The sequence below is a fragment of the Comamonas squillarum genome, from assembly GCF_025309455.1.
Taxonomy (GTDB): domain Bacteria; phylum Pseudomonadota; class Gammaproteobacteria; order Burkholderiales; family Burkholderiaceae_C; genus Comamonas; species Comamonas squillarum.
The window spans coordinates 4,514,541-4,541,139 of sequence record NZ_CP104377.1 but is presented as its reverse complement, the minus strand read 5'-3'; the positions used below and the strand labels follow the sequence as shown (position 1 = coordinate 4,541,139).

At 64.5% G+C, this 26,599-nt stretch carries 18 protein-coding genes; 5 read left to right on the top strand and 13 right to left on the bottom strand.

The genetic code is table 11. From position 1 onward, the window contains the following. Nucleotides 1-4: 4 nt before the first annotated feature. From hydA to N4T19_RS20655, 4 genes are all read right to left on the bottom strand, one after another. The gene (gene hydA / locus N4T19_RS20670) at nt 5-1,471 is read right to left on the bottom strand and encodes a dihydropyrimidinase (protein WP_260718909.1); all 1,467 of its coding nucleotides are present in this window, start codon (nt 1,469-1,471) and stop codon (nt 5-7) included. 45 nt (nt 1,472-1,516) lie between these two features. Beyond that, nucleotides 1,517-3,022, bottom strand: a complete 1,506-nt coding sequence (locus N4T19_RS20665; RefSeq protein ID WP_116924587.1) for an NCS1 family nucleobase:cation symporter-1 — start codon at nt 3,020-3,022, stop codon at nt 1,517-1,519. 126 nt (nt 3,023-3,148) lie between these two features. Continuing rightward, the gene (gene preA, locus N4T19_RS20660; protein WP_182345041.1) at nt 3,149-4,471 is read right to left on the bottom strand and encodes an NAD-dependent dihydropyrimidine dehydrogenase subunit PreA; all 1,323 of its coding nucleotides are present in this window, start codon (nt 4,469-4,471) and stop codon (nt 3,149-3,151) included. Between the two features lie 41 nt (nt 4,472-4,512). Further along, the gene (locus tag N4T19_RS20655) at nt 4,513-5,874 is read right to left on the bottom strand and encodes an NAD(P)-dependent oxidoreductase (RefSeq protein ID WP_182345040.1); all 1,362 of its coding nucleotides are present in this window, start codon (nt 5,872-5,874) and stop codon (nt 4,513-4,515) included. Nucleotides 5,875-6,530: 656 nt separating this feature from the next. On the opposite strand from N4T19_RS20655, the gene N4T19_RS20650 reads away from it, so the two are divergent. The 3 genes from N4T19_RS20650 (at nt 6,531) to N4T19_RS20640 (ending at nt 10,764) form a co-directional block, all read left to right on the top strand. Then, a complete protein-coding gene (locus N4T19_RS20650) occupies nt 6,531-7,085 on the top strand; it encodes a sigma-70 family RNA polymerase sigma factor (protein WP_116924585.1) in 555 nt (184 codons plus the stop codon). A gap of 7 nt (nt 7,086-7,092) precedes the next feature. After that, a complete protein-coding gene (locus tag N4T19_RS20645; RefSeq protein ID WP_260718908.1) occupies nt 7,093-8,244 on the top strand; it encodes a FecR family protein in 1,152 nt (383 codons plus the stop codon). 114 nt (nt 8,245-8,358) lie between these two features. Next, nucleotides 8,359-10,764 (top strand): TonB-dependent siderophore receptor, encoded by a 2,406-nt coding sequence (locus tag N4T19_RS20640; RefSeq protein WP_260718907.1) that lies wholly within the window; start codon nt 8,359-8,361, stop codon nt 10,762-10,764. A 142-nt stretch (nt 10,765-10,906) separates the two neighbouring features. Here the strand turns inward: N4T19_RS20640 and N4T19_RS20635 are convergent, their stop codons facing one another. The 8 genes from N4T19_RS20635 to tal form a co-directional block, all read right to left on the bottom strand. Further along, nucleotides 10,907-12,400, bottom strand: a complete 1,494-nt coding sequence (locus N4T19_RS20635) for an N-acyl-D-amino-acid deacylase family protein (RefSeq protein ID WP_260718906.1) — start codon at nt 12,398-12,400, stop codon at nt 10,907-10,909. Between the two features lie 89 nt (nt 12,401-12,489). Beyond that, complete coding sequence (locus N4T19_RS20630) at nt 12,490-13,461, bottom strand: Bug family tripartite tricarboxylate transporter substrate binding protein (RefSeq protein ID WP_260718905.1); 972 nt, start codon at nt 13,459-13,461, stop codon at nt 12,490-12,492. A gap of 292 nt (nt 13,462-13,753) precedes the next feature. Then, nucleotides 13,754-14,962 (bottom strand): aminotransferase-like domain-containing protein, encoded by a 1,209-nt coding sequence (locus N4T19_RS20625; protein WP_116924580.1) that lies wholly within the window; start codon nt 14,960-14,962, stop codon nt 13,754-13,756. Nucleotides 14,963-15,031: 69 nt separating this feature from the next. Continuing rightward, entirely contained in the window at nt 15,032-16,480 is a 1,449-nt protein-coding gene (locus N4T19_RS20620; RefSeq protein WP_260718904.1) for an FAD-binding oxidoreductase, read from the bottom strand. 3 nt (nt 16,481-16,483) lie between these two features. Beyond that, nucleotides 16,484-17,857 (bottom strand): 2-oxoadipate dioxygenase/decarboxylase HglS, encoded by a 1,374-nt coding sequence (hglS, locus tag N4T19_RS20615; RefSeq protein ID WP_260718903.1) that lies wholly within the window; start codon nt 17,855-17,857, stop codon nt 16,484-16,486. A 290-nt stretch (nt 17,858-18,147) separates the two neighbouring features. After that, nucleotides 18,148-19,038 carry a transporter substrate-binding domain-containing protein gene (locus tag N4T19_RS20610; protein WP_116924577.1) on the bottom strand — a complete coding sequence of 297 codons (891 nt, stop codon included), beginning with the start codon at nt 19,036-19,038 and terminating at the stop codon, nt 18,148-18,150. A gap of 264 nt (nt 19,039-19,302) precedes the next feature. Continuing rightward, a complete protein-coding gene (gene pgi, locus N4T19_RS20605; RefSeq protein ID WP_182345035.1) occupies nt 19,303-20,910 on the bottom strand; it encodes a glucose-6-phosphate isomerase in 1,608 nt (535 codons plus the stop codon). A gap of 53 nt (nt 20,911-20,963) precedes the next feature. Next, the gene (gene tal, locus N4T19_RS20600) at nt 20,964-21,911 is read right to left on the bottom strand and encodes a transaldolase (protein ID WP_116924891.1); all 948 of its coding nucleotides are present in this window, start codon (nt 21,909-21,911) and stop codon (nt 20,964-20,966) included. Between the two features lie 183 nt (nt 21,912-22,094). Between tal and zwf the strand changes: the two genes are divergently transcribed. Both zwf and N4T19_RS20590 read left to right on the top strand, forming a co-directional pair. Next, nucleotides 22,095-23,564, top strand: a complete 1,470-nt coding sequence (gene zwf, locus N4T19_RS20595; protein ID WP_182345033.1) for a glucose-6-phosphate dehydrogenase — start codon at nt 22,095-22,097, stop codon at nt 23,562-23,564. Between the two features lie 28 nt (nt 23,565-23,592). Then, nucleotides 23,593-24,438: a MurR/RpiR family transcriptional regulator gene (locus N4T19_RS20590; RefSeq protein WP_116924574.1), complete on the top strand. Its 846-nt coding sequence runs from the start codon at nt 23,593-23,595 to the stop codon at nt 24,436-24,438. A 71-nt stretch (nt 24,439-24,509) separates the two neighbouring features. Here N4T19_RS20590 and N4T19_RS20585 read toward each other — a convergent pair whose 3' ends face one another. Then, on the bottom strand, nt 24,510-26,390 hold the full coding sequence (locus N4T19_RS20585) for a bifunctional metallophosphatase/5'-nucleotidase (protein WP_260720329.1): 1,881 nt from the start codon (nt 26,388-26,390) through the stop codon (nt 24,510-24,512). Nucleotides 26,391-26,599 lie beyond the last annotated feature (209 nt).

Genomic DNA, 26,599 nt, shown 5'->3' with positions numbered 1-26,599 from the left:
TGTTTCATTGCGCGCGGGCCACGGCCGTGGGCGCCGTCTCTTGCGCCCGCTTTTGCACTGCCTGGAAGTTGGGGCCGAAGGCCGGCCGCTTGAAATACTGGCCTGCGCCCTTCTCGGCGCGCAGGTCGCCGTTCGCATACACCACGCGGCCCCGGCTGATGGTGTGGCTGGGCAGGCCTGTCACCTGCCGGCCTTCAAAGATGTTGAAATCACCCTTGGAGTGCTGGGTCTTGGCCGACAAGGTCTTGGTCGCCTTCGGATCCCAGAGCACCACATCGGCATCGGCGCCCACGCCGACAAAGCCCTTGCGCGGGTACACATTGAAGAGCTTGGCCGTATTGGCCGAGGTGATCGCAACAAACTCGCTGGGCGTCAGGCGCCCGGTGTTCACCCCGGCATCCCAGACCACGGCCATGCGCTCTTCGACGCCTCCGGTGCCATTGGGCGTCTTGGCAAAATTGTCCTTGCCCACGGCCTTTTGCTCGGCGCAGAAGGTGCAGTGGTCCGTCGCCGTGGTGTGCAGATGCCCGGCCTGCAGGCCGCGCCACAGCGCCTCCTGGTGTTCCTTGGGGCGGAACGGCGGGCTCATCACATAGGCAGCGGCCGTCGCGTAATCAGGATGGCGGTAGACGCTGTCGTCAATCGTCAAATGGCCGGCCAGCACCTCGCCGTAGACGCGCTGGCCGCGCGCCCGGGCACGGGCAATGGCGTCGGCCGCCTCGATGCAGCTCACATGCACCACATAGATGGGTACGCCCAGCACATCGGCAATCGCAATCGCCCGGTTGGCGGCCTCGGCCTCCACCATCGGCGGGCGCGACAGCGGATGGCCTTCCGGTCCGGTGATGCCCATGCGCGCCACCTCCTGCTGCAGCAGGTAGACCAGCTCGCCGTTTTCGGCATGCACGGTGGGCATGGCACCCAGCTCCAGCGCGCGCCGGAAGCTGTTGACCAGGGTTTCGTCATCGCACATGATGGCGTTCTTGTAGGCCATGAAGTGCTTGAAGCTGTTGATGCCCTCGTCGCGCACCAGCACGCCCATGTCCTCGCGCACCTGCTCACTCCACCAGGTCACCGCCACATGGAAGGAGTAGTCGGCCGCCGACTTCTCAGCCCAGCCGCGCCACTTGCGGTAGGCGTCCATCAGCGGCTCCTGCGGCGCGGGAATCACAAAGTCGATGATGCTGGTGGTGCCACCGGCCAGGCCCGCGGCAGTGCCGGTGAAGAAGTCATCAGCGGTGACCGTGCCCATGAAGGGCAGCTGCATATGGGTGTGCGGATCGATACCACCGGGCATCACATACTGGCCGCTGGCATCCAGCGTTTCGGTGCCGGCCGGTGCTTGGGCCGCAGCCCCTTCACCGACGGCCACAATCCTGCCGTCCACCAGCAGCACATCGGCGCGCTCTTCACGGTCCGCATTCACGACGGTACCACCACGGATCAGAAGGGGGTGGCTGGCTGTGCTCATCATGTCTCTCCTTGGTTCAAATCACAAAAACGGCGGCTGCTGCGCTCAAGCGCGCCGCAGCATGGCCTGCGACGCCACCACATGGCTGGCCATGCCGATGCGGTACACCACACCGGCAATGAACAGACCGATGAACCAGGCATAAGCGTACAGGTCCTTGAAGATCGCTGCCACATCGGGGAAGCTGGCAGGAAACGCGGCATTGAGAAAGCCCGGAATATTGGGCGCCACGCCGCAGGCAAATGCGGCAACAGCCACCCAGTTCCAGCCGCCGGAATAGCTGTATTTGCCGCCCTCGCGGTAGAGCTCGTCCACATCGAGTTGGGTGCGGCGGATCAGGAAGTAATCGACCATCAAGATCCCGGCAATCGGGCCGAGCAGTGCCGAGTAGCCGATCAGCCAGGTGAAGATATAGCCCTGGGTGGACTCCAGAATCTTCCAGGGCATCATCAGGATGGCAATCGCCACGGTGATGTAGCCGCCGGTGCGGTAGCTGATGCGTTGGGGGTTCAGCGCAGAAAAGTCGTAGGCGGGGCCCACCAGGTTGGCCGCCAGATTGACGCTCACCGTATCGACCAGCAGCACGATGAGGGCGATGAGCACTGCAGCGCCGGTCATGCGCGCGGCCACATCCACGGGGTCCCACAGCGCCTTGCCATAGATGACCACGGTGGCCGAGGTGACGATCACCGCCAGGGCCGCCAGCAGGCCCATGGGCACCGGCAGGCCAATGGCCTGGCCCACGATCTGGTCCCGCTGCGAGCGGGCAAAGCGGGTGAAGTCGGGGATGTTCAGCGCCAAGGTGGCCCAAAAACCAATCATGGCCGTGAGCGACGGCCAGAAGGTGCCCCAGAACTGGCCGGCCTTGGCTTCGCCAGCCGCAAAGGCCGACGGCTTGCTCAAGATCGGACCAAAGCCGCCCGCCTTGTCATACACCCACCACAGCAGCACAAAGCAGATCACGATCTTGGCCGGCGCCGTATAGGTCTCGAGCTTGCGGATGGACTCGATGCCATGCACCACAAAGTAGAACTGGATGGCCCAGAAGACCAGGAAGCAGACCAACTGCGCCACATTGATGCCCAGCCAGGAGATCTTCTCGCTCTCGAGCGGATGGCCCAGGATCACCCCGAGCAAGGTATAGATCATCAGGCCGCCAAACCAGGTCTGGATGCCATACCAGCCGCAGGCCACCAGCGCGCGCAGCACTGCAGGCAGCTTGGCGCCCCGGGTGCCGAAGGAGGCGCGGGCCAGCACCGCATAGGGGATGCCGTATTTGGCGCCCGCATGCCCGATCAGCAGCATCGGCACCAGCACAATCAGGTTGGCCAGAAACACCGTCATGACCGCCTGGAACGCCGACATGCCGCCTTCGACCAGACTGGCGGCCAAGGTGTAGGCCGGAATGCACATCACCATGCCTATCCACAACGCCGTGAAGTGGTACCAGGTCCACGTTCGCTGCGAGGCTTGCGTGGGTGCGAGGTCGTCGTTCCAAAGGCCACCGGCTTCGCTGCCGGCGGCACCCCTTGCTTGCGCGTCATGGGACATTGCTCACTCCTTGAGAGGTGTTATCGATAGGTTCTAAGCGTCCAAATCCAAAGTCTTGGTTTCCATCCTGTAGCACATCGGGTCATGCAAAAAGCGCGCCACCACAACGGATGGCGCGCTCGCCGCTCAAGGGGAGATCTGCGCGTCCACCCGTGACGGGTTGTTGGGGTGGGTGGTCCAGTTCGCATACTCGCCGGTGACGGTCTTGCCGGTACGCGCATCCACCTCGCCGGGCTGCAGACTGCGCATCGAAATCGTGTCGGGCACCGGGCAGATCGACACGCAGAGGTTGCAGCCCACGCACTCGGCCTCGTTCACCTCAAAACGGCGCTCACCGGCCGCACCCTTTTGGTAGAAGATGGCCTGGTGCGAGGTGTCTTCGCAGACCACATGGCAGCGCCCGCACTGGATGCAGCTGTCCTGGTCGATCACGGCCTTGTCGATGTGGTTGAGGTTCAGGTCCTTCCAGTCCCTGACGGTGGGCACGGCGCGGCCCTGGAAGTCTTCGATGGTCTTGAAGCCATGCGCGTCCATGTAATGCGACAGGCCATCGCACATGTCCTGCACGATCTTGAAGCCATAGACCATCGCAGCGGTGCAGACCTGCACCGTGCCGCAGCCCAGCGCAATGTATTCGGCCGCATCCTTCCAGGTGGTGATGCCGCCAATGCCGGAGATCGGCAGGCCAGCGGTTTGCGGATCTCGGGCGATCTCGGCCACCATATTCTGCGCAATCGGCTTGACTGCCGGGCCGCAGTAGCCGCCGTGCGAGCCCTTGCCATCGGTGCTGGGGTGCATCACCAAGGTGTCCAGGTTCACGCCCATCACCGAGTTGATGGTGTTGATCAGCGACACCGCATCCGCCCCGCCCGCCTTGGCCGCGCGCGCCGGAAAGCGCACATCGGTGATGTTGGGCGTGAGCTTCACAATCACCGGCAGCCGGCTGTAGTGCTTGCACCATTCGGTGACCATCTGGATGTACTCGGGCACCTGACCCACCGCAGCGCCCATGCCGCGCTCGCTCATGCCGTGCGGGCAGCCAAAGTTCAGCTCAATGCCATCGGCACCCGTGTCCTCCACCATCGGCAGGATGCGCTTCCAGCTCTCTTCGACGCAGGGCACCATCAGCGACGCAATCAGCGCGCGATCGGGCCAGGCCCGCTTCACCCGGGTCATCTCCTCCAGGTTGATCTGCAAGGGGCGGTCGGTGATCAGCTCGATATTGTTCAGGCCCATGACCCGCCGGTCCTGCGACATCAAGGTGGAGTAACGCGGCCCGTTGACGTTGACCACATGCGGGTCCTCGCCCAGCGTCTTCCAGACCACACCGCCCCAGCCCGCCTCGTAGGCGCGGGTGACGTTGATCTCCTTGTCGGTCGGCGGCGCAGAGGCCAGCCAGAAAGGGTTGGGGCTGCGGATGCCCAGAAAATTGCTGCGAATATCGGCCATGGCGACTCCTAGGTTCGGTGGAAAGAGGGCTGGGCGTGCGCTTAGGCGCTGACACCCACTTCGCGCATCAACATGCGGTGCATGGCCGCTGCGGCGCGTTTGCCGTGCTCCACGGCTTCCACCGTCAGGTCTCGGCCGCCCCAGCGGCAGTCGCCTCCCGCCCAGACCCGCTCCAGGCTGGTCTGGCCATCTTCGTCCGTCTCGATTCGCCCGGCCTTGAGGGCGATACGTGCGCCGGCGGGCTCGGCGATATAGCTCTGGCCGATGGCCTTGAGCACCATGTCGGCCGCCAGCACCTCGGTCTCGCCGGTGGTTTGCAGCTTGCCATCGACCTGCTGCGTGGCCGCCAGGCGGATGCCGCTGACGGCACCGTTGTCCACCAGCACTTCCTGCGGCGCCGCCCACAGCCGGATCGTCACGCCATGGGTCTGCGCCCATTGCTGCTCCACCGCGGAGGCCGACATCGCATCCTGACCACGCCGGTAGACGATGGTGACTTCCTGGGCACCCAGCAGGCGCGCTTGGACGGCCGCGTCCACGGCCGTCATGCCCCCGCCAATCACCACCACACGCCGGCCTACCGGCACCGTGGATTTGTCGGGCGCCTGGCGGATATCGGCAATGAAATCGACCGCATTGCGCAGGCCCTGGGCGGCGGGCTCGGCAATACCCAGGTCATTGACCCCTGCCAGGCCCAGGCCCAGAAACACCGCATCATGGCTGGCCAGCAGGCTGTCCACGCTAAAGTCTCGGCCCAGCCGCTGGTTGTTGCGCGGGGCAATGCCACCCACCGACAGCAGCCAGTCAATTTCCCGCTGCGCAAAATCATCGGTGGTCTTGTAGCTGGCCAGGCCGTACTCATTCAGGCCGCCGAGCTTGGGTTTGGCATCAAGCAGGCTGACATCATGGCCCTGCAAGGCCAGCAGGTGCGCACAGGCGAGCCCGGCCGGACCAGCGCCCACAACGGCCACCTTCTTGCCGGTGGGCTCGGCGCGTTGGAACAGCGGCGCGCCGCCCGCTGCCATGAAGCGGTCGGTGGCATAGCGCTGCAGCGCGCCAATTTCCACCGGCTTGTCCTCATGGGTGTTGCGCACGCAGGCCTGCTCGCACAGCACCTCGGTCGGGCACACCCGGGCGCACATGCCGCCCAGCGGGTTCGATTCGAGAATGGTCTTGGCCGCGCCCCGGATGTTGTCCTGCGCAATGCGGGCAATGAAACTGGGCACATCGATGCTGGTCGGGCAGGCGGTGGCGCAGGGCGCGTCGTAGCAGTAGTAACAGCGCTCGGCTTCGATCGATGCCTGCGCCCATGTCAGCGGCGGGTGCGCATCCGAGAAATTTTCAGCGTATTGGTCCGCGCCAAGCCGTCCTGCGCGCACACCGCATCCTGTGGGTCCGTTCATGACTCATCCTCCTCGACTGGGTTACCAGCGCGAGTGCGAACGGCTCCATCACCATGCCGCCTGCGACCGCGCCACTGCCTCTACAACAAGTCCGGCCAATGGCATGGCTGCGCCATCCATTCACCGCCAAAGCTGCACCAACCAGGGAGGGTTCATCAGGCCCTCATCGTGGGTGTTTGATCTGTCCTGTGCTGCTGTTGCCGCAGCACTTAGGGAACCATTAAATGCCCGATTAAAGTTTTACGCACTGGTAAAAACACTAGGCATACGCTACGACTGACGCTTCAGTCCGGCCACGAGGCGGGGCTGGCCTGGCGCGAACCTGGCGTTCTGGGCTTTTGCGAAAGTGCGCAAAGCTGGCCTGCCATGAAGGGGCGATCCATCGGCGCATGCGCCGATCTGCCAGGCGCCATCACCCGCGCAGCAAGCAGTGCCAGCGGAAGATCTGCATGCAGCTGGCGGTGCAAATCCAGTCCCTTGGGATAAGCGTGCGCCATCCCCCTCCAAGCCCAGCGGCATTGGTGGAGCGGGGCCAGCAATCAGCGATAATGATAACAATTCCCATTTGCGTATATGGCAGGACTGCGTTCCTGGCCACGGCGACGGCGTCCACCGGTTGCGAAGTCCCCTCTTTCCCTTTTTGCAACGGCCGCCTGGTGTTTGAGCGCTACTACCGCGAACTGCTGAACTTTCTGTCCCGATCGGTACAGGACCGCGACACGGCGGCCGATCTGGCCCAGGAGAGCTATGCCCGCGTGCTGGCGGCCCAGCAGACCGGCCAGGCCGTGCATGACCCGCGCGCGCTGCTCTACCGCACCGCCCGCAACCTGGTCATCGACCAGCACCGGCGCAGCAGCATTCGCGCCGAGCTGGAGACCGCAGCGCCCGCAGCCGGCGATGAGCCGGCGCTGGAGCACCTGCCGGGCCCGCGCACCCTGGAGCCCGAGACCATCCTGGCCTCGCGCGAAGGTCTGGCGGCCCTGGTCGCCACCATCGACCAATTGCCCCCTCGCTGCCGCGAAGCCTTTATGCTCTACAAGTTCGACGGCCTGAGCTATGCCCAGATCGCCGAGCACATGGGCATCTCCACCCGCACGGTCGAGATGCAGCTGCAAATCGCGATGGAGGCCTGCTGGCGTTGCCAGGACCGGCTCGACGGTGCTGCACATGCCCGCCATGGACGCGCCCGCACCAGACGCGCCAAGCCATGAGCCGCCCATGCCCGCCTCCGACTCCAGAATTGACCACGAGATGAACGCATCGCCCCTGCCACCAGAGAACACCGCCGGCCTGCGCCAGCAGGTGCTGGACTGGTTTGTCCGGCGCCAGCGCGAGAGCTGGAGCACGGCGGAAGAGCAGGCCTTGCAGCAGTGGCTGGCGGCCGATGCCGCGCACCGCGCCGCCTATGTGCAGTGGGAGCAGCACTGGCGCGCGATCGATGCCATGCCCGCCGATGCCATCGCCCAGTTGCGCCGCAACCTGGCGCATGACAAGGCGCTGCCAAGCGCCACGGCCGCTGCTGCCCCCACGCCGCGCCCGGCCGCAGCAGCGTCTGCGCCTGCGCCTGCCGCAGCCCTGCCAGCCTTGCGCCGCCGCTGGCTGTTGCCATCGCTGGGCATGGCCGCTGCGATCGTGATGACCAGCGGCACGGGCCTGCTGGCCTGGCAGCACTGGCAGGCGCAACCCGTGTTCAAGCAGGCCTATGCCTCGCAGCGCGGCCAGCAACTGCAGGTACAGCTGCCCGATGGCAGCGAGCTGCGCCTCGATACCGCCACCCGGCTGGAGGTGGCCTACTACCGCGACCGCCGCGAAGTGCTGCTGCACGAAGGCCAGGCCCTGTTCAGCGTGCAGGCCGCTCCGCAGCGCCCTTTCCATGTGCTGAGCGGCCCGGTCGGCATCACCGTGGTGGGCACCCGGTTTTCGGTGCGCTTTACACCGGGTCTGGCTGGCAGCGATGGCGTGCGCGTGGCCGTCGAAGAAGGCAAGGTGCGCGTGGTACGCCGCGATGGCGCGCCCGGCCCCGCGCTAGCGCAGCTCCCTGAAGCCCAGACCTTGGTGGCCGGCCAGCAGATCAGCGCCAACCCCGAAGGTGGCCTGAGCCCCATCCAAGCGGTCGCCGCCGAAGGCATTGCCGCCTGGCGCGAGCATCGCATCAGCTTTGTCAACACGCCGCTTGCGCAGGCGCTGGCCGAGTTTGAGCGCTACGGCAGCACGGGCCTGACGATCAGCGATCCGGCCGTGGCCGCGCTGCGCCTGAGCGGCACCTTTGACCCCAGCGATATCCAGACCTTGCGCAAGGTGCTGCCCCATGCGCTACCGGTGCGGTTGCAGCAGGTGGCGGGCGGACTGGAAATACGCGCGCTGCGTTGACGTCGCCAAGCCCCAGAAAATTTTTAATATTTTTCGCGCTGACTACCGTATTTCTCGCAACTCGTGCGTCTACCTCAGTAGGAATGATTTGCATTGACTACTTTGAGGACCTCCATGTCGTACCCCCTTCTGCGTCCCGCTCCGCTGGCTTTGGCCATGGCCCTGGCCTTGGGCTCCGTAGCAGCCCATGCGCAAAGCGCCGCGCTGCCGACCACCCCACTGGCCTTCAGCATCCAGGCCCAGCCGCTGGCCGAGGCGCTCAATGACTGGGCGCGGCAAACGCGCATCCAGCTGATTGCCCAGCAAGGCCTGGTCGCCGGTAAGCGGGCACCGGCCATCGTCGGCACCTTGACGCCCAACCAGGCGCTGGACCGCCTGCTGGCCGGCACCGGCCTGGTGGCCACGGTGGAAGGCCAGGCGGTGGTGATCAAGGCCGCCTCAATGGGGGAGGAAGGCGCGACCCTGGCGACCGTCACCGTGACGGCCGATGCCCAGCGCGATGGCGCCACCGAAGGCACGGGCAGCTATACCCAGCGCGGCCCCAGCGCCACCGCCACGGGCTTGAGCCTGAGCCTGCGCGAAACCCCGCAGTCGGTCAGCGTGATGACGCGGCAGCGCATGGACGACTTCAAGCTCGACACCCTGACCGATGTGATGGAGCAGACCCCGGGCATCGGCACCTACCGCCAGGGCAATGCCACTGATTTCCAGGCGCGCGGCACTTCGGTCAACCTGCAGACCGATGGCATGGCCCAAGTGCGCAGTGGCTGGTACTACCTGACCAGCACCCTGTTCTCGCTCGACGACATGGCCGAGATCGACCACATCGATGTGCTCAAGGGCTCGTCGGGCCTGGTGGTTGGCAAGGGCGAATACGGCGCCACCGTCAACATGGTGCGCAAGCGCCCCACACGGACCTTCCAGGCCAGCGTGCAGGCGAGCGCCGGCAGCTGGGACAGCTACCGCGCGCAGGCCGATATCGGCGGCCCGCTCAACGAAGCGGGCACCCTGCGTGGCCGCCTGGTCGCCTCAGCCACCGATGCGGGCAGCTTTCGCGACCATGAAGACAGCAGAAGCAAGATGCTGTTCGGCACCTTGGAAGCGGACCTCAGCCCGGACACCTTGTTGAATGTCGGCTTTACCTACCGCCAGCGTGCGGCCAACGGCATCGGCACCACCCAACCCATCCAGGGCTACACCCGCGCCGGTGTCAAAACGCCCGACCGTCCGCGTTCGTTCAACACCGGCGCGCCCTGGGGCGGTTATGACCAGAACGCGCTCAACCTCTTCGGCAGCCTGGAGCAGCGCCTGGGCAATGGCTGGTCCACCAGCCTCAAGTTCTCGCACCAGCAGGTGCGCATGGATGACATGTTTGCCGGCTACCTCTACGACCAGGACCGGCTGAACTATGGCCGCTGGCTGGACATGCGCAACGACAACTGGACCGTGAACCTGGACATCAAGGGCCCGTTCAGTCTGCTGGGCCGCCAGCATGAGCTGCTCGCCGGCATCGGTATCTCGCGCTTCCAAAGCAGCGTCAAGCTGCCGTTGAACGCGCTGACCCTGCTGCCGCTCGATGGCCTGGGCACCAGCTACGACCAGGGCGGCGCCTACCTGCCCGAGCCCGACACCAGCAGCTGGACCTATGGCAACAACCGCTTCAGCCAAAAACAGCGCTACGCCTATGCAGCTGGCCGCTTTCAGCTCAGCGATCCGCTGCAGCTGATTGCCGGCTTGCGCGTGACCAAGTTCGAGGAGCGCGACATCACCCCCTACTGGTGGAACTACGACATGAACGAGAGCGCGGTCTACACGCCCTACGCCGGTCTGGTCTACGACTTCCACCCCAACATGTCGGCCTACGCCAGCTACGCCAGCATCTTCCAGCCCCAGACCTCGCAGGACGAGCAGGGCCGCACCCTCAAGCCCGAAGAAGGCAACACCTATGAGGTCGGCATCAAGGGCGAGTTCTTTGACAAGCGCCTCAACGCCAGCATCAGCCACTACTGGATCAAGACCAAGAATACCGCCGAGGAAACCGGTGGCCTCACCCCTGGTGGCGACACCGCCTACCGCTCCGTCGCCTCTGCCACCCGCCACGGCTGGGAGCTGGAGCTGTCGGGCGAGCTGGCGCGCGGCTGGCAGGCCCAGGGCAGCCTGGTGCGGCAAAACAGCTCGCTGAGCAACACCAGCCAGTACCCCGAGTACCAGTTCAAGCTGGGCAGCACCTACCGCTTTGACGAAGGCGCGCTGCGTGGCCTGACCGTCGGTGCCTCCACCCGCTGGCAGGACAAGACCTCCGTCAGCAACAGCGCTGCTACCCTGGAACAAAGCAGCTACGCGGTGCTGGACCTGATGGCCCGCTACCAGGTCGACAAGCAACTGTCCTTCAGCCTGAACGTCAACAACGCGCTGGACAAGCACTACAAAGCGGGTGTGAACAACTTCAGCGCCATTGGCCTGTACTACACCTGGGGAGCGCCGCGCAGCGTGAATGTGGGCATGCGTTACGACTTCTAAGCGGTCACCATAGCGGTACCTGGGCCGGGTGGCCAACCATTGCGCCCATCTTGGTGACAAATGCCACAGCCCACATTCTGTGGGCTCTGGCGCGATGGTGTGCCATGGTTTTCGAAGGCGATGTCAGCGACCGAGGTACGGCTTACAGGCGGCTCCCTGGCTCAGCCAGTATCTGCAAGCCTGGGCTTGTCTTGGCAGGCAACGTGCGCCGCAACACGGTGCCCGTCCGACTTCCTTGGTAAGCACCCTGCTCGTAGGCGATGGCGCCATTGACAATGACACAGTCGATGCCGACAGCGGGCTGTTTCGGATCGTCATAGGTAGCGGTATCACGCACGGCCTGGGGATCAAACACGCACAGGTCTGCGTAATGGCCTTCGACCAACACACCTCGCTTTTCGATACCAAAGACCTGGGCAGTGAGGCCCGTCATTTTCCAGACGGCGGTCTCCAGCGGGAACAGGCCCAGATCACGGCTGTAGTGCCCCAGCACGCGGGGGAAGGTACCCCACAGGCGCGGGTGCGGTCGCTCGTTGGAGGGCACGCCATCTGAGCCAATCATGGTGGGAGCAAACTGCAAAATGCGCTGCACATCACCCTCATCCATGTTGAAATAAATGGCGCTGGCCGGTTGCAGGCGGTTGGAGGCTTCGGCGCGAGACACCTGCCAGTCCCTGGCGATGTCGCCCAGCTCCTTGCCTTGCAGTTCGGGATGAGGTCCGCTGTCGGCTATCACGATCTTGCCGGACAAGCGCTCTTCCTGCAGGTGCAGCATGGTGGAGCTGGCGTGGTAGGGATAGCAATCAAGTGCCACGCACTGGCAGTGCATGGCCGCTTCGATCTGCGGCAATGTCTGCGCCGAATTCCCCCAGTTGGCCTGACCCTGCAGCTTGTGGTGCGAAATGACGACGGCGGCCTGCGCGTGCTGTCCAATCTGCAAGGTCTCATCAATCGACTGCTGGCTGTGCACAGCCTCGTCACGCATATGACTCACATACAGCGCGCCAAATTCGGCCAAGGGTTGGGCTACATCGCACACCTCTTGCATGGTCGCAGCTGCAGCGGGCGGGTAATAGGTGCCCGATGACAGCCCCACTGCTCCAGCCACCAGCGCCTCACGCAGCAATGCCCGCATTTGAACAATTTCTTCCGCAGTGGCCGCCCGGTTCAGGTCTGCCATTGCCAACACCCGCAGGTTGGTATGGCCCACCAGCGGAATCACATGCACCGCAGGCGGTGATGTGCGCAGCGTCTGCACATAGGCTTGAAAGGTCGTGAACCGCATGGCAGCATCGCTGAGCAGGTTCAGCGGCGCGGGCATCGGCGAATCCGGGTAGAGCGGCGCAGCGCTAATACCGCAGTTGCCGGTCACCACTGCCGTCACCCCTTGTGAGAGCTTGCACTCCATCTGCGGCTGCAGCAGCAGCGCCTGGTCGTCATGCGAGTGCGCATCAATAAAGCCGGGTGCCACTATCTTGCCGTTGGCGTCGATAACCCGATGGGCGGTGGCTGAGGACAGGTCACCCATGGCGGCAATCATCGTGCCTCGAATGCCTACATCGGCTCTGTAGCGGGGGCAGTTACTGCCGTCGATGACCACACCGCCTCGGATTACCACATCAAATGCCTGCGTCATATCTTGCTTGCTCGCCCAAAGATGCTTGCTCGCCCAAAGAGGATGGATGGATTCCCTGCACCAACGGAATGCAGTAGACAGGCGCGACCTCATTCCACCTTGGCACCACTTGCTTTCACCACGGCCCCCCATTGCGCACGCTCTGAGTCGGCCAGCGCCCCGAAATCCTCAGGAGCCCCCGCCAGCGGGATGTAGGCCATCTTTTCCAGCTGCGCCCTGATCTCGGGCATCTGGAGCACTTGGTTCAATGCCGTGTTCAGCCGCGTCAGCACCTTCTGCGGTGTGCCCGGTGGTACCAGCAACCCTCCCCATGCGTTCATTACAAATCCCTGGACACCCGCTTCCTGCATAGTCGGTATGTCTGGATACTGGGGGGAGCGCTCGGCGCTTGTCACGGCTAACGCGCGTACTTTGCCCGCTTGCAGCTGCGGCGCAGCGGTAACGATGTTTTCAAAGTAAAACTGCAAAGTGCCACCGACCAAATCGTTCAGTGCCTGAGGTGAGCCCTTGTACGGGACGTGCACTGCCGATTGCAGCCCCCTCTTGGTTTTGAACCACTCCGCGCCCAGATGGCTGGTGGTACCAATGCCGCCGGACCCATAATGCACCGGCGCATCCGAGCTGTTGATATAGGTCACCAGTTCCGTCACCGATGTGGCGGGCACCAGGTTGTTGACCAGCAAGAAACTGCTGGTCGTGGCAATGCCCCCAACCGGCACCAGGCTGCGCGGGTCATAGGGCAGCCTGCTGAACAGAAACTCATTGGTTGTCAACGTCGCATTGTTGCCGTAGCCAAGCGTGTAACCATCGGGCGCCGCGTTGGCGAGCGCCTGCATGCCGATATTGCCCCCCGCCCCACCCTTGTTCTCGATCACCACCGGCTTGCCCAACTGCAGCGACAGCGCATTGCCGACCAAGCGAACCAATACATCGGGGCTGCTGCCAGCCACGCTGGGCACAATGATCTTGATGGGTTTATCAGGGTAGGCCGCGTGCGCGCTATAAGCCAGCAAGCCCGCAGCGACCATCAGCGAACGACGTGAAAACAGTGCAGCAGCCATGGCGTTTCTCCAGAAGATCGGAGTACAGGCGAAAGAACAGGCTGGTATGCCGACCGATCCCTCACACGCCCCCGGTTGAGCCTTGAGTCCTGCACGGCATAGCGTCCAAGACAGTGCCATTCTGCTCGGCATTCTTGCCAAAATCTCCTGAATTAACAGCAACATACCAAAGCAACATCTGCGGAATGCAGAAACGCATGGCTGACAGCCTCAGCGCCAAGCACAAAACGTCAATAAGAAAGCCCGTCAGCTTCGATGCCAACGGGCTCGGGTGCTATGGCTTGCCTAGCGATTAGCCGGCTTTATCAAATGCTTCTGCCAGCCTATCGACCGCCTGCTCAATCTGCGCCACATCGGGCGCGGCAAATGACAGGCGCATCGAATGCAGATGGGCGTTGTCGGCATAAAAGGCTTTGCCCGGCACAAAGATCACGTTGGCGGCGACGGCGGCATCAAACAGCTTTTGCGGATCGATGCGGGCATCAAACGTCAACCAGACAAACATGCCGCCAGCGGGCTGCACAAACTGCACCAGGTCACCCAGGCGCGCCTTCAGGCCCTGGGTCAAGGCCAGCATGCGGCGCTGGTATTCAGCGCAGGCCTTGGCGACGGCCTGGCCATAGCGGCCCGACTGCAGGTAGCTGGCGGCCACGGCTTGCGCCAGCGGCGAGGTGCAGAGGTCATTGGTCTGCTTGGCCACCGTGCAGCGGCGCAGCACGGCCGGGTCGGCCACCATCCAGCCCACGCGCAGGCCGGGGGCCACGGTCTTGGACAGGCTCGACAGGTAGACCACCGGGTTCTCAGCCTCGCCCACTTGCTGCTGGGCTGCGGCATAGACGGGGGCTGGGCGGGCGTCGGTGAAGGCCAGCTCGCCGTAAGGATCGTCCTCGACCACGACAAAGCCATACTGCAGCGCCAGCTGCACCAGGCGCTCGCGGCGCTGTTGTGTCAGCAAGGTGCCGCAGGGGTTGGAGAAGTTGGGCACGGTGTAGAGCAGCTTGGGGCGCTCGGCCACCGGCAGCGCAGCCAGCATGGCGGCCAGCGCTTCGACATCCAGGCCATCGCCGTCGACCGGCGTGCTCAGCATCCTGGCGCCCGCCTGGCGCAGCGCCGCAAGGGTGGCGGGGTAAGCCGGGGTCTCCACGCAGACGGCATCGCCGGGCTGAATCAGCACGCGCAGCAGCAGGTCAAAGCCCTGTTGCGAGCCGGTGGTCACCAGCATGTCGGCCGCTGTGCAGCGGATGCCCCGGGCCTGGCACTGGGCTGCCAGCTGCTCGCGCAGCGCGGGCGAGCCTTCGGTGGCGCCGTACTGCAGCGCGGTGGCGCCGGTGGTCATCGCCTGCGCGGCCGCCGCTGCCAGGCCTTCCTGGTCAAACAGGCTGGGCGAGGGATAGCCACCCGCCAGCGAGATCATGCCCGGGCGGCTCAGGTAGGGAAACAGCTCGCGGATGGGCGAGCCCTGGGGGTTGGCGAATGCGGGAGTGAATTGAAAAAAGGACATGGCCTTGTCTCGCTGGGTTGTCTCTGGTTGTTGTTGGCCATGTCTGCCAACGCAGGCATGGCCAGGGTCTTAGTTTTTGGCCGTGCCCAAATCCACGGTGCCGCAAAGGTGCTGGGGGTCTAGCCGGTCGCGCCAGCCATCGGCCCATTGCTGTAGCAGCGGCGGCGTAAAGCGTTGGTAATAGGCCAGGTTGTGGGGGCCCACGCCATGCTCGGCGCTGTAGCTGCCCGCAAAGTCCTGCACCACCATGCCATAGATGGCATCACGCAGGCGCTGCACCACGGCCGGGTCGTACTGTTCGGGGGCATCCTTGCGCCAGATGACGTTGAAGTGCACACCGCCATCGGCGATATGGCCAAAGTCCACCACCGTGAGGAAGGGGTAGTCGCGCGCCACCAGTTCGCGGCCTTTGCGGCAGAACTCCATGATGCGCGAGCGCGGCACCGACACATCAAACGCAATGGGCTTGCCCAGCGCCCGCGCGCCTTCGCTGATGCTATGGCGCAGGTGCCACAGCTCGGTGGCATTGCCCAAGGCTGCGTTGACGATGGTCGACTCGAACTGGTCTTCCAAGAAGCTGTTGAGCGCCTCTTGCAGATCCAGCTGGCTGTATTTGGCAGCGGCATTGGCCTCCAGCTCGACCAGGATGGCGAACTCGGGCGCATCGTCGGGCGCAAAGGGGTTGCGCAGGTTGGGCACATGGTCAATGGCCGCCTGCATCGCGTTGCCCGAGATGCCTTCAAACGCGGCAAGCCAATCGCCCAGGTCGCGCTCAAAGGCCTGCAGCAGCTCCATCACCGCCTCGTCCGAGGCCGGAACCACCAGCGCCGTGGCGCGCTGCGCCGGGCGGGCATGCACCTGGAGGGTGGCCTGCGTCACGATGGCGCCGGCCCCAGAGCCGCCGACAAACAGCTGCTTCCAGTCCACGCCGGTATTGTTCTTGCGCAGCGCGCGGCCCAGCTCCACCACCTCGCCGGGCGGGTCCATCAGCACCACTTGCAGCGCCATCAGGTTGGAGCGCACATCGCCGTAGCGGATCAGGCGCGTACCGCCGGTGTTGGTGGCCACCATGCCGCCGATCGAGGGGTTGGCCCCCAGGTCGATCGGGAACCAGAGGCCATGGGCTTCGAGCTGCTCGTTGAGCTCTTGCAGGGTGACGCCGGCATCGACCACAACGCTGCGGTTGGCCACATCGACCGCGCAGTGGCTGCGCAGGCGCGAGAGGCTCAGCACCAGCTGGCTGCCGCTCATGTCCGGCGTGCTGGCGCCCACCATGCCGGTGTTGGCGCCTTGGGGCAGCAGCGCAATGCCGCGCTCGGCGCACAGCCGCACGACGGCCTGCACCTGTGCCACATCGGCGGGGCGCACCACCAGGCGCGCACGGCCCTGGCCGTAGCGCGCGCCTTCTTCATAGGCGGCCATATCGGCGCCTTGCAGCACCCCGACTTCGCCCACAATCGCGTGCAGCGCGCTCAGCAGTTCGCTGTTGTCGCGGATGTCCAGGTCAGAGGCGGCCATCGCTCAGGCCACGCTTTCTGCCACGTCGGCTTGTGCCAGGGCCTGGCGCACCGCTTGCAAGGATGCATCCTGCATCGCCTGGTACAGCGCGATCTCGTCATGCACCTGGGCGCCCAGGTCGGCCTCGAAGGCCTGCTGGGCCTGGTTGGCCTCGTAGTGCTTTTGCTCTTCGCCGCCCAGGTTGGACTGGAAGATACCGGCCGCGCTCACCGGCAGAAAGTCTTCGTACACGATGGGCTCGGCACGCACCACGCCATCGGCAATCAGGGTCTCGATATCGGCCGAGGCATCGCCCACCGGCTGCTGCAGCACATAGCGGTAAAAGGCCAGGCCTTGCTGGCGCATGGCGTCATGGCTGTCGGGGAAGGCGGCGAACGATGACTCCAGGCGGTCCTGGTAGTTGGCGCTGGCGCTGCCGGCATTGCCCATGCTGCGCACATTGGCCAACAGGCTGTCATACAGCGCGCGGCCCTTGCGGGTCAGGGCCACGCCGCGCTGCTCGATCTCGCCAAAGCGGGCGGTGTGCGTGCCCTGGTCGCCGCTGCCGGGGAAGTTCACGCGCTCCTGCAGCGCCTTGAAGCTGGTCTGGCGCAGCAGGATCGGGCAGGCGCGGCGGGGTGGGCCTTCGACCACCTCCTTGGCATCCATGCCATGGGCGGGCATGCCCAGCTGGGCGGCGTCGATATCCAGGGTGCGCGGCGTCAGGTGGTTGATGTGCGGGCCCTTGAAGCAGACCACATCGGCCACCAGGCGGTGCGCCTTGTGCAGCTTGTCGTAGGTGGCGGCATCCACGGTCGCCTCGCTGTGCCAGCGGAAGGTCTCCAGCGCTTCGCGCACGAACTCGTCGGCCTCTGCATCGCTCAGGCCACCAGCGGCTTCGCACTGGGCGATCAGCGCCAGCGCGCGTTCGGTAAAGATCTGGCGGCGGGCCAGAATCTCCGCGGCTTGCGCGCGCAGCGCTTCATCGGCGAGCAGGTCCAGGCGCAGCAGCGAGGTGAACACGCGAAAAGGGTTGCGGTTGAGCGAGCTGCCCAAGACCGGCCGGAAGGCGGTGGAGTGCACCGGCACGCCCGCCACCGACAGGTCGTAGTAGCCCACGGCCTCCATGCCCATCACGGCAAACAGGCGGCGCAGGGTGGACAGCTCTTCCTTGGTGCCCACGCGGATGGCGCCATGGCGCTCCACATCCAGGCGGTCCAGCTCGTCGGCCTGCGCCATTGCATTGGCCAGTGCGGGCTGGGCCTTGAGCACTTCAGCATTGACCTGGGCCACCAGCGCCATCAAGTTGCCGTATTGCGGCACTTCGTCGCGGTACATATCGGACATGGCGCGGGAGAAGCGCGAACGAACCTCATCGGGGTGCACAAAGTGGGTCATCGTGGGTACCAGATCAATAGCTACTAAAACGGGAAAACCGGGCCTTGGCGGCCGGCCAAAAAGCGGCTGGGCACCAAGACAACACTGCGCGTCATGCTAGGCAGAGCCTTGTGCCAGGTCAAACGACAATAGCGCGGCAAATTATTCCAATTACGCACAACATGGCGGGGGCCGGTGCCTGCGATGAAAAATGCGATGTTTGGCGCAGCCATCGCTGCCTGATAGGCGCGGCCTGCGGGCATAAAAAACCCAGCCGGGGCTGGGTGGGGTGCAGGGTGCAAGCGCGCGGCTTACTGGTCCGCGTAGGCTTCCAGTGGCTTGTCGTTGGGCTCTTGCAGCAGCTTCTTCAGGGTATCGCTCATCGGCAGGTTCAGCGCCTGGCCCTTGGGCGGGATGGGTTGCATGAACCACTTGTCATAGACCTTGGCCAGCTCGCCGGACTTCATCATCTTGGTCAGGCTGTCGTCCACGGCCTTCTTGAAGGCCGGATCGTCCTTGCGGAACAGCAGCGCAATGGGCTCCGACCCCAGCGCCTCGCCGACGATCTTGTAGCCAGCCGGGTTGGCCGAGTTCGCGATCACACCAGCGAGCAGGTTGTCGTCGAGCACAAAGGCGTCAGCGCGGCCTGATTCGAGCAGCATGAAGCTCTCGAAATGGTCCTTGCCCAAGGTGGTGGGCAGGTTGATGCTGTTGTCCTTGGCGAACTTGCGCAGCAGCTGCACGGCGGTGGTACCGGCCGAGGCCGCCACCGTCTTGCCATCGAGCTGCTTGACGCTGGTGATGTTCGAATCGGCACGGACGGCTGCGCGCACCTGGCTCACATAGGTGGTCACGGCAAAAGCCACTTGCTTTTGGCGGCTCAGGTTGTTGGTGGTGGGGCCGCAGCCAATGTCCACGGTGCCGTTTTGCACCAGCGGCATCGTGTTCTGCGCCGTCAGCGCCATGTATTCGATCTTGGCCTTGGGCGCGATTTCCTTGAGCACGCGCTCGCACAGCTCAACGTGGTAGCCGCCAAAGGTCTGGTTGGAGCCAATCGCATAGGCCATCGGGGCCGAGCTCTCGCGCACGCCCACCACCACCTTGCCAGTGCTGTTGATCTTGTCAAAGGTGCTTTGCGCAAACGCCGCGCCGCCTGCGGCAAAAGCCACCGCCGCAGCCACCATCTTGATGCTGAATGTCATTGTGTACTCCTTGGAATGAACGAACGGGTATCCCGGCACCGGGCCAAGATGCCTCACCAGCTTTGCGATTGCGCTGGTCTTGGTGCGCTGCACATGCGCTTTAAAACAAAAAGGATGCGCCGGTTTTGCGCCAGCGCATCCAGCCTCCGAGTATTCCAGAGAGTCGCGCCAATCCCTAGCGCGTATTTAGAAGCATGTGTTGCTGTTTTGGAAACACCGTGCTGCACTGCCGTATCTCCACACGGCAGTGCCTGGCGAGCAGCGTCAGGGCGCCAGCCGGCTCACCAGCGCCACGGTCGAGGGATCCACGCCCTGCCAGTCACCCTGGTCGCGGCGCGCAAACAGGTCCTTGGCCAGTTGCTTGCCCAGCTCCACGCCCCACTGGTCAAAGCTGTTGATGCCCCAAAGGGCACCGCTGACAAACACGCGGTGCTCGTACAAAGCAATCAGCGCGCCCAGCGAGGTGGGGGTGAGCTTGTCCATCAGCAAGAAGCTGCTGGGGCGGTTGCCCGGGCAGTACTTGGGGCCTTGCTCTTCGGTGCGCCCCACCAGCAGCGCCTGCGCCTGCGCAATCGCATTGATCACCAGGTTGTTCTGGTGGCTGGCCAGGTTCTTGCCGCCCTCGCGCGCGGCGATGAACTCCACCGGGATCACATCGCGGCCCTGGTGGATCATCTGGAAAAAGGCGTGCTGGCCATTGGTGCCGGGCTCGCCCCAGACCACCGGCGACGTTGCATAGGGCAGCGGCTGGTTGTCTACATCCCGGCCCTTGCCGTTGCTCTCCATCTCCAGCTGCTGCAAATAGGCCGACAGCCGGCGCAGACCATGGCTGTAGGGCGCTACACAGCGTGTGGCAAAGCCGTGGAAGTTGCGGTACCAGACATCGAGCAGGCCCAGGCGCACCGGCAGGTTCTGCGCCAGCGGCGCGGTCTTGAAGTGCACATCCATGTCATGCGCGCCCTGCAGCAGCGCACGGAAGGACTCGGCCCCCACCGCAATCGCAATCGGCAGGCCGATCACCGACCACAGCGAATAGCGCCCGCCGACCCAGTCCCAGAAACCCAGCGTGGTGTCGATGCCAAAGGCAGCGGCCGCCTCGGTGTTGGTGGTCAGCGCCCAGAAGTGCTTGGAGATCGACAGCGCGGCGCTGCGGTCCTCGCTGCCGCCTTGCGCAATGAACCAGTCGCGCGCCGAATGCGCGTTGACCATGGTCTCCAGGGTCGTGAAAGACTTGGATGCGACCAGGAACAAGGTGCTCTCGGGCCGGGTCTGCGCCAGCACATGGCCCAGCTCATGCCCGTCCACATTCGAGACAAAGTGGAAGCGCTTGCCGGCAATGCGCCAGTCCTCCAGCGCATTGACCACCATGGCCGGGCCCAGGTCCGAGCCACCAATGCCGATGTTGACGATGTCGGTGATCTGCGGGTTGGCACGCACCTGCTCGGCCAACGCCAGCATCTGGGTCAGGCTGCTGTGCACATCGGCCAGCGCCGCATGCACCTCGGCGGAGCTGCCCGGTAGCCAGTTCTCCAGGCCCTGGGCGGGCTGGCGCAGCAGCCAGTGCATGGCGGCGCGGCCTTCGGAGGCATTGACCTCTGCCCCAGCAAACATCGCATCGCGCGCCTTCTCCAGGTCACAGTCGCGCGCCAGCTGCAGCAAAAGCTGCTGGCTGTGGCGGTCGATCAGGTTCTTGGACAGGTCGGCAAACAGATGGGGCGCTTGCTGGCTGAACTGGTCCAGTCGGGACGCATCGTCGGCAAAGGCCGCGCGCAGGTCCTGGCCTCGGCCCTCAGCGTCGTAGTATTTTTGCAGTTCTTGCCACGCGGGGGTTTCATCGCAGCGCTTGCGCTGTGTCGCACATTCTCGGTTCATAGGGCAGTGTAAATGGCTGCACGGGGCTGCCAGGCGGGCTGGCAGCCACCCGATCAGGCCGATTGCAACAACTTGTCGAGCTTGATGGCATCGGCGACAAAAGCGCGGATGCCTTCGGCCAGCTTTTCGGTGGCCATCGCGTCTTCGTTCAGTGCAAAGCGAAAGCCCGCCTCGTCATACTGCACATGCTCCAGCGACAGCGCCTTGGCCGCTTCGGCGTTCAGCGCGGGCTGCAGCGGTGCGTCAGCGGCGGCCAACTGGGCCAGCAGCTCGGGCGAGATGGTCAGCAGATCGCAGCCCGCCAGCGCGGTGACCTGGCCGATATTGCGGAAGCTCGCGCCCATCACTTCGGTCGTGATGCCGAAATGCTTGTAGTAATCGAATATGGCCTTGACCGATTTCACACCCGGGTCGTTGGCACCGGCCATCGCAGCTTCGTCCCAGTTGCTGCCAGCCTGCTTTTTGTACCAGTCGTAGATACGGCCGACAAACGGCGAGATCAGCTGCACCTGGGCCTGGCCGCAGGCGATGGCCTGGCACTGGGCGAACAGCAAGGTCAGGTTGGTGTGGATGCCCTGCGCTTCCAGCGCCTTGGCCGCCTGGATGCCTTCCCAGGTGGAGGCGATCTTGATCAGCACGCGGTCGATGTGCACGCCCTCGGCCTCGTACAGCGCGATGATGCGCTGGGCACGGGCCACTGTCGCGTCTGTGTCGAATGACAGGCGGGCATCGACCTCGGTCGACACACGGCCCGGGATGATGGACAGGATCTCGGCGCCAAAGCGCACCAGCAGGCGGTCCATCACCTCATCGAGCGGCTTGCCGCGGAACTTTTGCACGGTCTCCGTCAGCAGCGGCGCGTATTCGGCCTTCTGCACAGCCTTGAGGATCAGGGACGGGTTGGTCGTCGCGTCTTGCGGCTGGAACTGCGCCAGCTGGTGAAAGTCACCGGTATCTGCCACCACCGTGGTCAGCGCTTTGAGTGCATCGAGTTGGTTCATGGTCTGCTCTTGGTCCATATCCGGTTAGCCGTGCTTGTCTGCCCCTACGCGTTGCAGCCAACACGGGGGGCGCTCAAGCTTAACCGAACTTATGTGCGGTTGAGGGGTGGATGCATTCTACGTCTTCTCCCCGAACATGAAACTGAGTTACATTAATCCCTGCCTTGATGTTCAGGAAGTTTCATGCGTTTTGATCTGGTTTTATTTGGCGGCACCGGCGATCTGGCCTGGCGCAAATTGCTGCCCGCGCTGTTTCAATCTTTCCGCCACGGCAGCCTGCCTGCGGGCGGGCGCATCATCGGCGTGGGCCGAGGGGCAATGAGTGACGACGAGTACCGCGCGCTGATCGCCCAGCGGCTGGCCGAGGTCGAGGCCGACAAGCGGCCCAGCGACGCGGAATTTGCCCGCTTTGCCCAGCACCTGCACTACCTGCGCATGGACCTGTCGCAACCGGCCGACTATGCCGCGCTGCGCGAGCTGCTGCAGGCGCGCGATGCCGACACCGTCGTGATGTACCTGGCTACCGCTCCCTCGCTGTTCACCACCGTTTGCGAGCAGCTGGGCGCAGCGGGCCTGGCCACCGAGCGCACCCGCGTGGTGCTGGAAAAGCCGCTGGGCCATGACCTGCCCTCGAACCGCGCGATCAATGCAGCGGTGCGCGAGGTGTTTTCCGAGGCGCAGATCTTCCGCATCGACCACTACCTGGGCAAGCCCTCGGTCCAGAACCTGCTGGCGCTGCGCTTTGGCAATGCCATCTTCGAGCCCCTGTGGCGGCGCGAGAACATTGCCAGCATCGAGATTACGATGGCCGAGCAGCTGGGCGTGGAAAAGCGCGGCGAGTTCTACGAAAGTACCGGCGCGCTGCGCGACATGGTGCAAAACCATGCGCTGCAGCTGCTGTGCGCGATTGGCATGGAGCCACCCATCAGCGCTGACGCCGATGCGATCCGCAATGAAAAGCTCAAGGTGCTGCAGTCACTCAAGCGCTGGACACCGGAGACGGTGAGCCGCGACGTGGTGCGCGGCCAGTACGCGGCAGGCCAGATTGCCGGCAAGCCGGTGCCGGGCTACCGCCAGGAAGAAGGCGTCTCGCCCACCAGCCAGACCGAGACCTTTGTCGCGCTGCGCACCGAGATCAGCAACTGGCGCTGGGCCGGTGTGCCCTTTTTCATCCGCACCGGCAAGCGCCTGGCCGGGCGCGAGGCCTCGATCGTCGTTCATTTCCGCCAGGTGCCCCATGCCATCTACCGCACGCCGCTGGGCGCGGCCAATCGCCTCACCATCCACCTGCAGCCCAAGGATGGCCTGACCCTGCAGCTGATGGCTGCTGCGCAAAGCCAGGCCGATACCGGCGGTGTGCAGACCTTGTCGCCCGCCGCGCTGGATCTGGACTTTGACCAGCGCTTTGGCACCGAGCGCGTGGGCGCCTACGAGCGCCTGCTGCTCGACGTGATCGCTGGGCGCCTGAACCTGTTTGTGCGTGCCGACGAGCAGGAGGCCGCTTGGCAGTGGGTGGAGCCGATTCTGGAGACCTGGCAGCAGGCCAATGCCCGCGGCGAAAGCCCGCGCCCCTATGTGGCCGGACATTGGGGCCCGGGCGCTGCCAGCGCACTGGTCGCGCGCGACGGCCACAGCTGGATGGAAGAGTTTTGAGCACCGCTACCACCCACAAGGGATCCCCATGCTAGACCGCATCACCGCTTCTCTCCCCTCGCTGGCACCGGCCGAGCAGCGCGTGGCCCGCCTGGTGCTGGCCGACCCGCGCGCCTTTGCCTCGCGCCCGGTGCGCGAGCTGGCCGAGCTCGCCCATGTCAGCAAGCCCACCGTGGTGCGCTTTTGCCGCAGCATGGGCTATGACGGCCTGGCCGATTTCAAGCTCAAGCTCGCTGGCAGCGTCAGCGAAGGCGTGCCTTTTATCCACCGCAGTGTCGATGCCGATGACAAGACCAGCGATGTGCTGGTCAAGGTGGTGGACAACTCGGTCGCGGCCTTTCTGGCCTACCGCAATGCTGCCAGCACCACGGCGCTGGAGGCCGCGTCCAGCGCCATCGTGGCGACCTGGCAGGCGGGCAAGCGCATCGAGTTCTATGGCGTGGGCAATTCCGGCATCGTCGCGCAGGATGGGCAGCACAAGTTTTTCCGCCTGGGCGTTACCAGTTTGGCGACCAGCGACGGCCATATGCAGGTGATGAGCGCCACCATGCTGGGTGCGGGCGACTGCGCTATCGTTATCTCCAACTCCGGCCGCACGCGCGACCTGATGGATGCCACCGACATTGCCAAGCGCAATGGCGCCACGACGATTGTCATCACCGCCAGCGGCTCGCCGCTGGCACGCGCGGCCAATATCCACCTGGCCGCCGACCACCCCGAAGGCTATGACCGCTACAGCCCCATGGTTTCGCGCCTGCTGCACCTCTTGATTCTCGATGTGCTGGCCACCAGCGTGGCGCTGCGCATCGGCGAGCCGCTGCAGCCGGTGCTGCAGCAGATGAAGGACAACCTGCACGCCAAGCGCTATACCTGACGGCGTTTTTGCCTGGCCGGAACGAAAAATGGGGCAGCCTAGGCTGCCCCTTCGTCATGCGGCGTCAGTGTTTAACGCACATCCACAAAGCTCTTGGTGCTGTACAGGTCGGTGGACAGGCGCTTGAGCGCTGGCAGACCGGTGGTGGCATCCTTGGGCTGCGATTCGATGTAGTTGAAGAACACATCGGCATCGAGCACGCCGATATCGAGGCGGCGCGCTGCTGGCACCGAGGCCAAGGTCTTGTAGCCGTCACCGCCGTTGGCGTTGAAGCTCAGCACAAAGAGGCGATAGGTCTTGCCCTGGTCCAGCGCAGTCCATTGGCCGCTGGTGGTGTCGCGCACTTCGATGCCGGTGACACGGCTGCCAAAGGCGGCCTTGGCATTTACATCAAAGCGCATGCCGCCGGTGTAGGGGTAAGGGCCCGTCGAGCCGCCTGCGCCGTAGACAGCTTCCAGGCCGTCTTCAAGCATGCCCTTGACTTCCGCGCCGGTCACATCCAGGCGGAACAGCATGTTGCCAAACGGCAGCACCTGGATCGCATTGGCCGCGGTCACTTCACCATTGAGCGGAATGCGCACGCCACCGCCGCTTTGCAGCGAGATGTCGGCACCGCCGTAGTGCGCGTTGGCCACTTCCAGGTAGGACTGGGCCACCAGCTGCTGGATATCGCCACCGCGCAGGCTGACGCTGCCTTCGGCATTGCAGGCCGCGCTGGAGCGGCTGTAGTCGGTGCTGCCTTCGCCGCCCGGCACCCGGCGCGAGCACAGCTCTTGCGGGGCATAGGCCACCTTGGTCACGTTGAAGCTGGCGACCTTTTCGGTGAAAGGCTTGAGCACGGCGGCCGCCTGGGCGGACGGCGCCGTGATGCGCAGGAAGCCGGCGGCGTTCACGCTGCTGATGATGGACGTGCGCTGCGCTTCGGTCGCGGCAGTGCCGGCGATCTTGAAGTCATCGCCGATCAGCACATGGGGCGTGCCTTCGCACTGGCTGACCACGCCGTCCTTGTCGAACTTGACCTTGAGCTCACCGACGACCTGCGAGTATTCCCAGGCCTGCACGATACAGACGGGCTTGCCGTCGAGGTCGGTGGTGTTGGTGGGGTAGGCGCCGCCTGGCGTGCCCACGCCGATGGTCTTCATCGCGTCAGGGCCCAGCAGGGTGTGCGAGTCGCCGCCGACGATCACGTCCACACCGCGCAGCTTTTTGGCGAGGGCACGGTCGTTGTCGTAGCCGATGTGGCTGAGCAGCACAATGCGCTTGACGCCTTGGGCCTGCAGCTTGTCGATTTCGCGCTGGGCCACCACGGCTTCGTCTTCGAACAAGGTGTCCTTGTCCGGGCTGGACGAGGCCTTGGTCTTTTGCGCAATGGTCAGGCCGACGATACCGATCTTCTGGCCGCCACGCTCGACCACGGTGGAGGGCGAGACCATGTTCGGTGCGCGGCTGGGGTTCAGCGCCGAGCTGGCACCGAACTGCACGTTCGCGCTCAGCACCGGGGTCGTGCATTTGCCGCTCTTGAGGCGATCGAGGATGCCCTTGAGGCCCGTGTCGCCCTTGTCGAACTCGTGGTTGCCCAAGGTGTAGGCATCAAAGCACACGGTGTTGAGCATGGCCATGTCGGCCTCGCCATCGGCACCTGCGCGGTTGAAGTACAAGGTACCGGTCACCGCATCACCGGCGTGCAGCTTGAGCACATGGGTCGACTGCGCAGCGATCGCTTCGATGGCGGCCGTCACGCGGGGGAAACCTGCGGCGTCCACGGTGACGGCCGTGGTCTTGCCGTCCACCGGCAACTGCAGCGTCGCCGTCTTGCTGGCCAAGGTGGAATGGTGGTCGTTGATGTGCAGGATCGTCAGCACATCGTCTTTTTCGCTGTCGTTGTCGCTGGAGCCGCCTCCACCGCAAGCCACCAACACGGCGGCTGCCACGCCGCACACGGTCCAAACCATCACCTGACGTGCACCCTCTCGCACTGACAATGCAACCATTTCTGCTCTCTCCGTTTTGACAAAGAGCTCTATGGTTTGTCCGCCAGATGACGCAGGTGTGACTTTCTGTAATAGCCAAGGGGCTTGTCAAGGCATCCGCTCCAAGAAAAAACCGGCGTCCAGGACGCCGGTTGGGAGGGCTGCCCGCGCACAGCGCAGGCGGTCGCCAG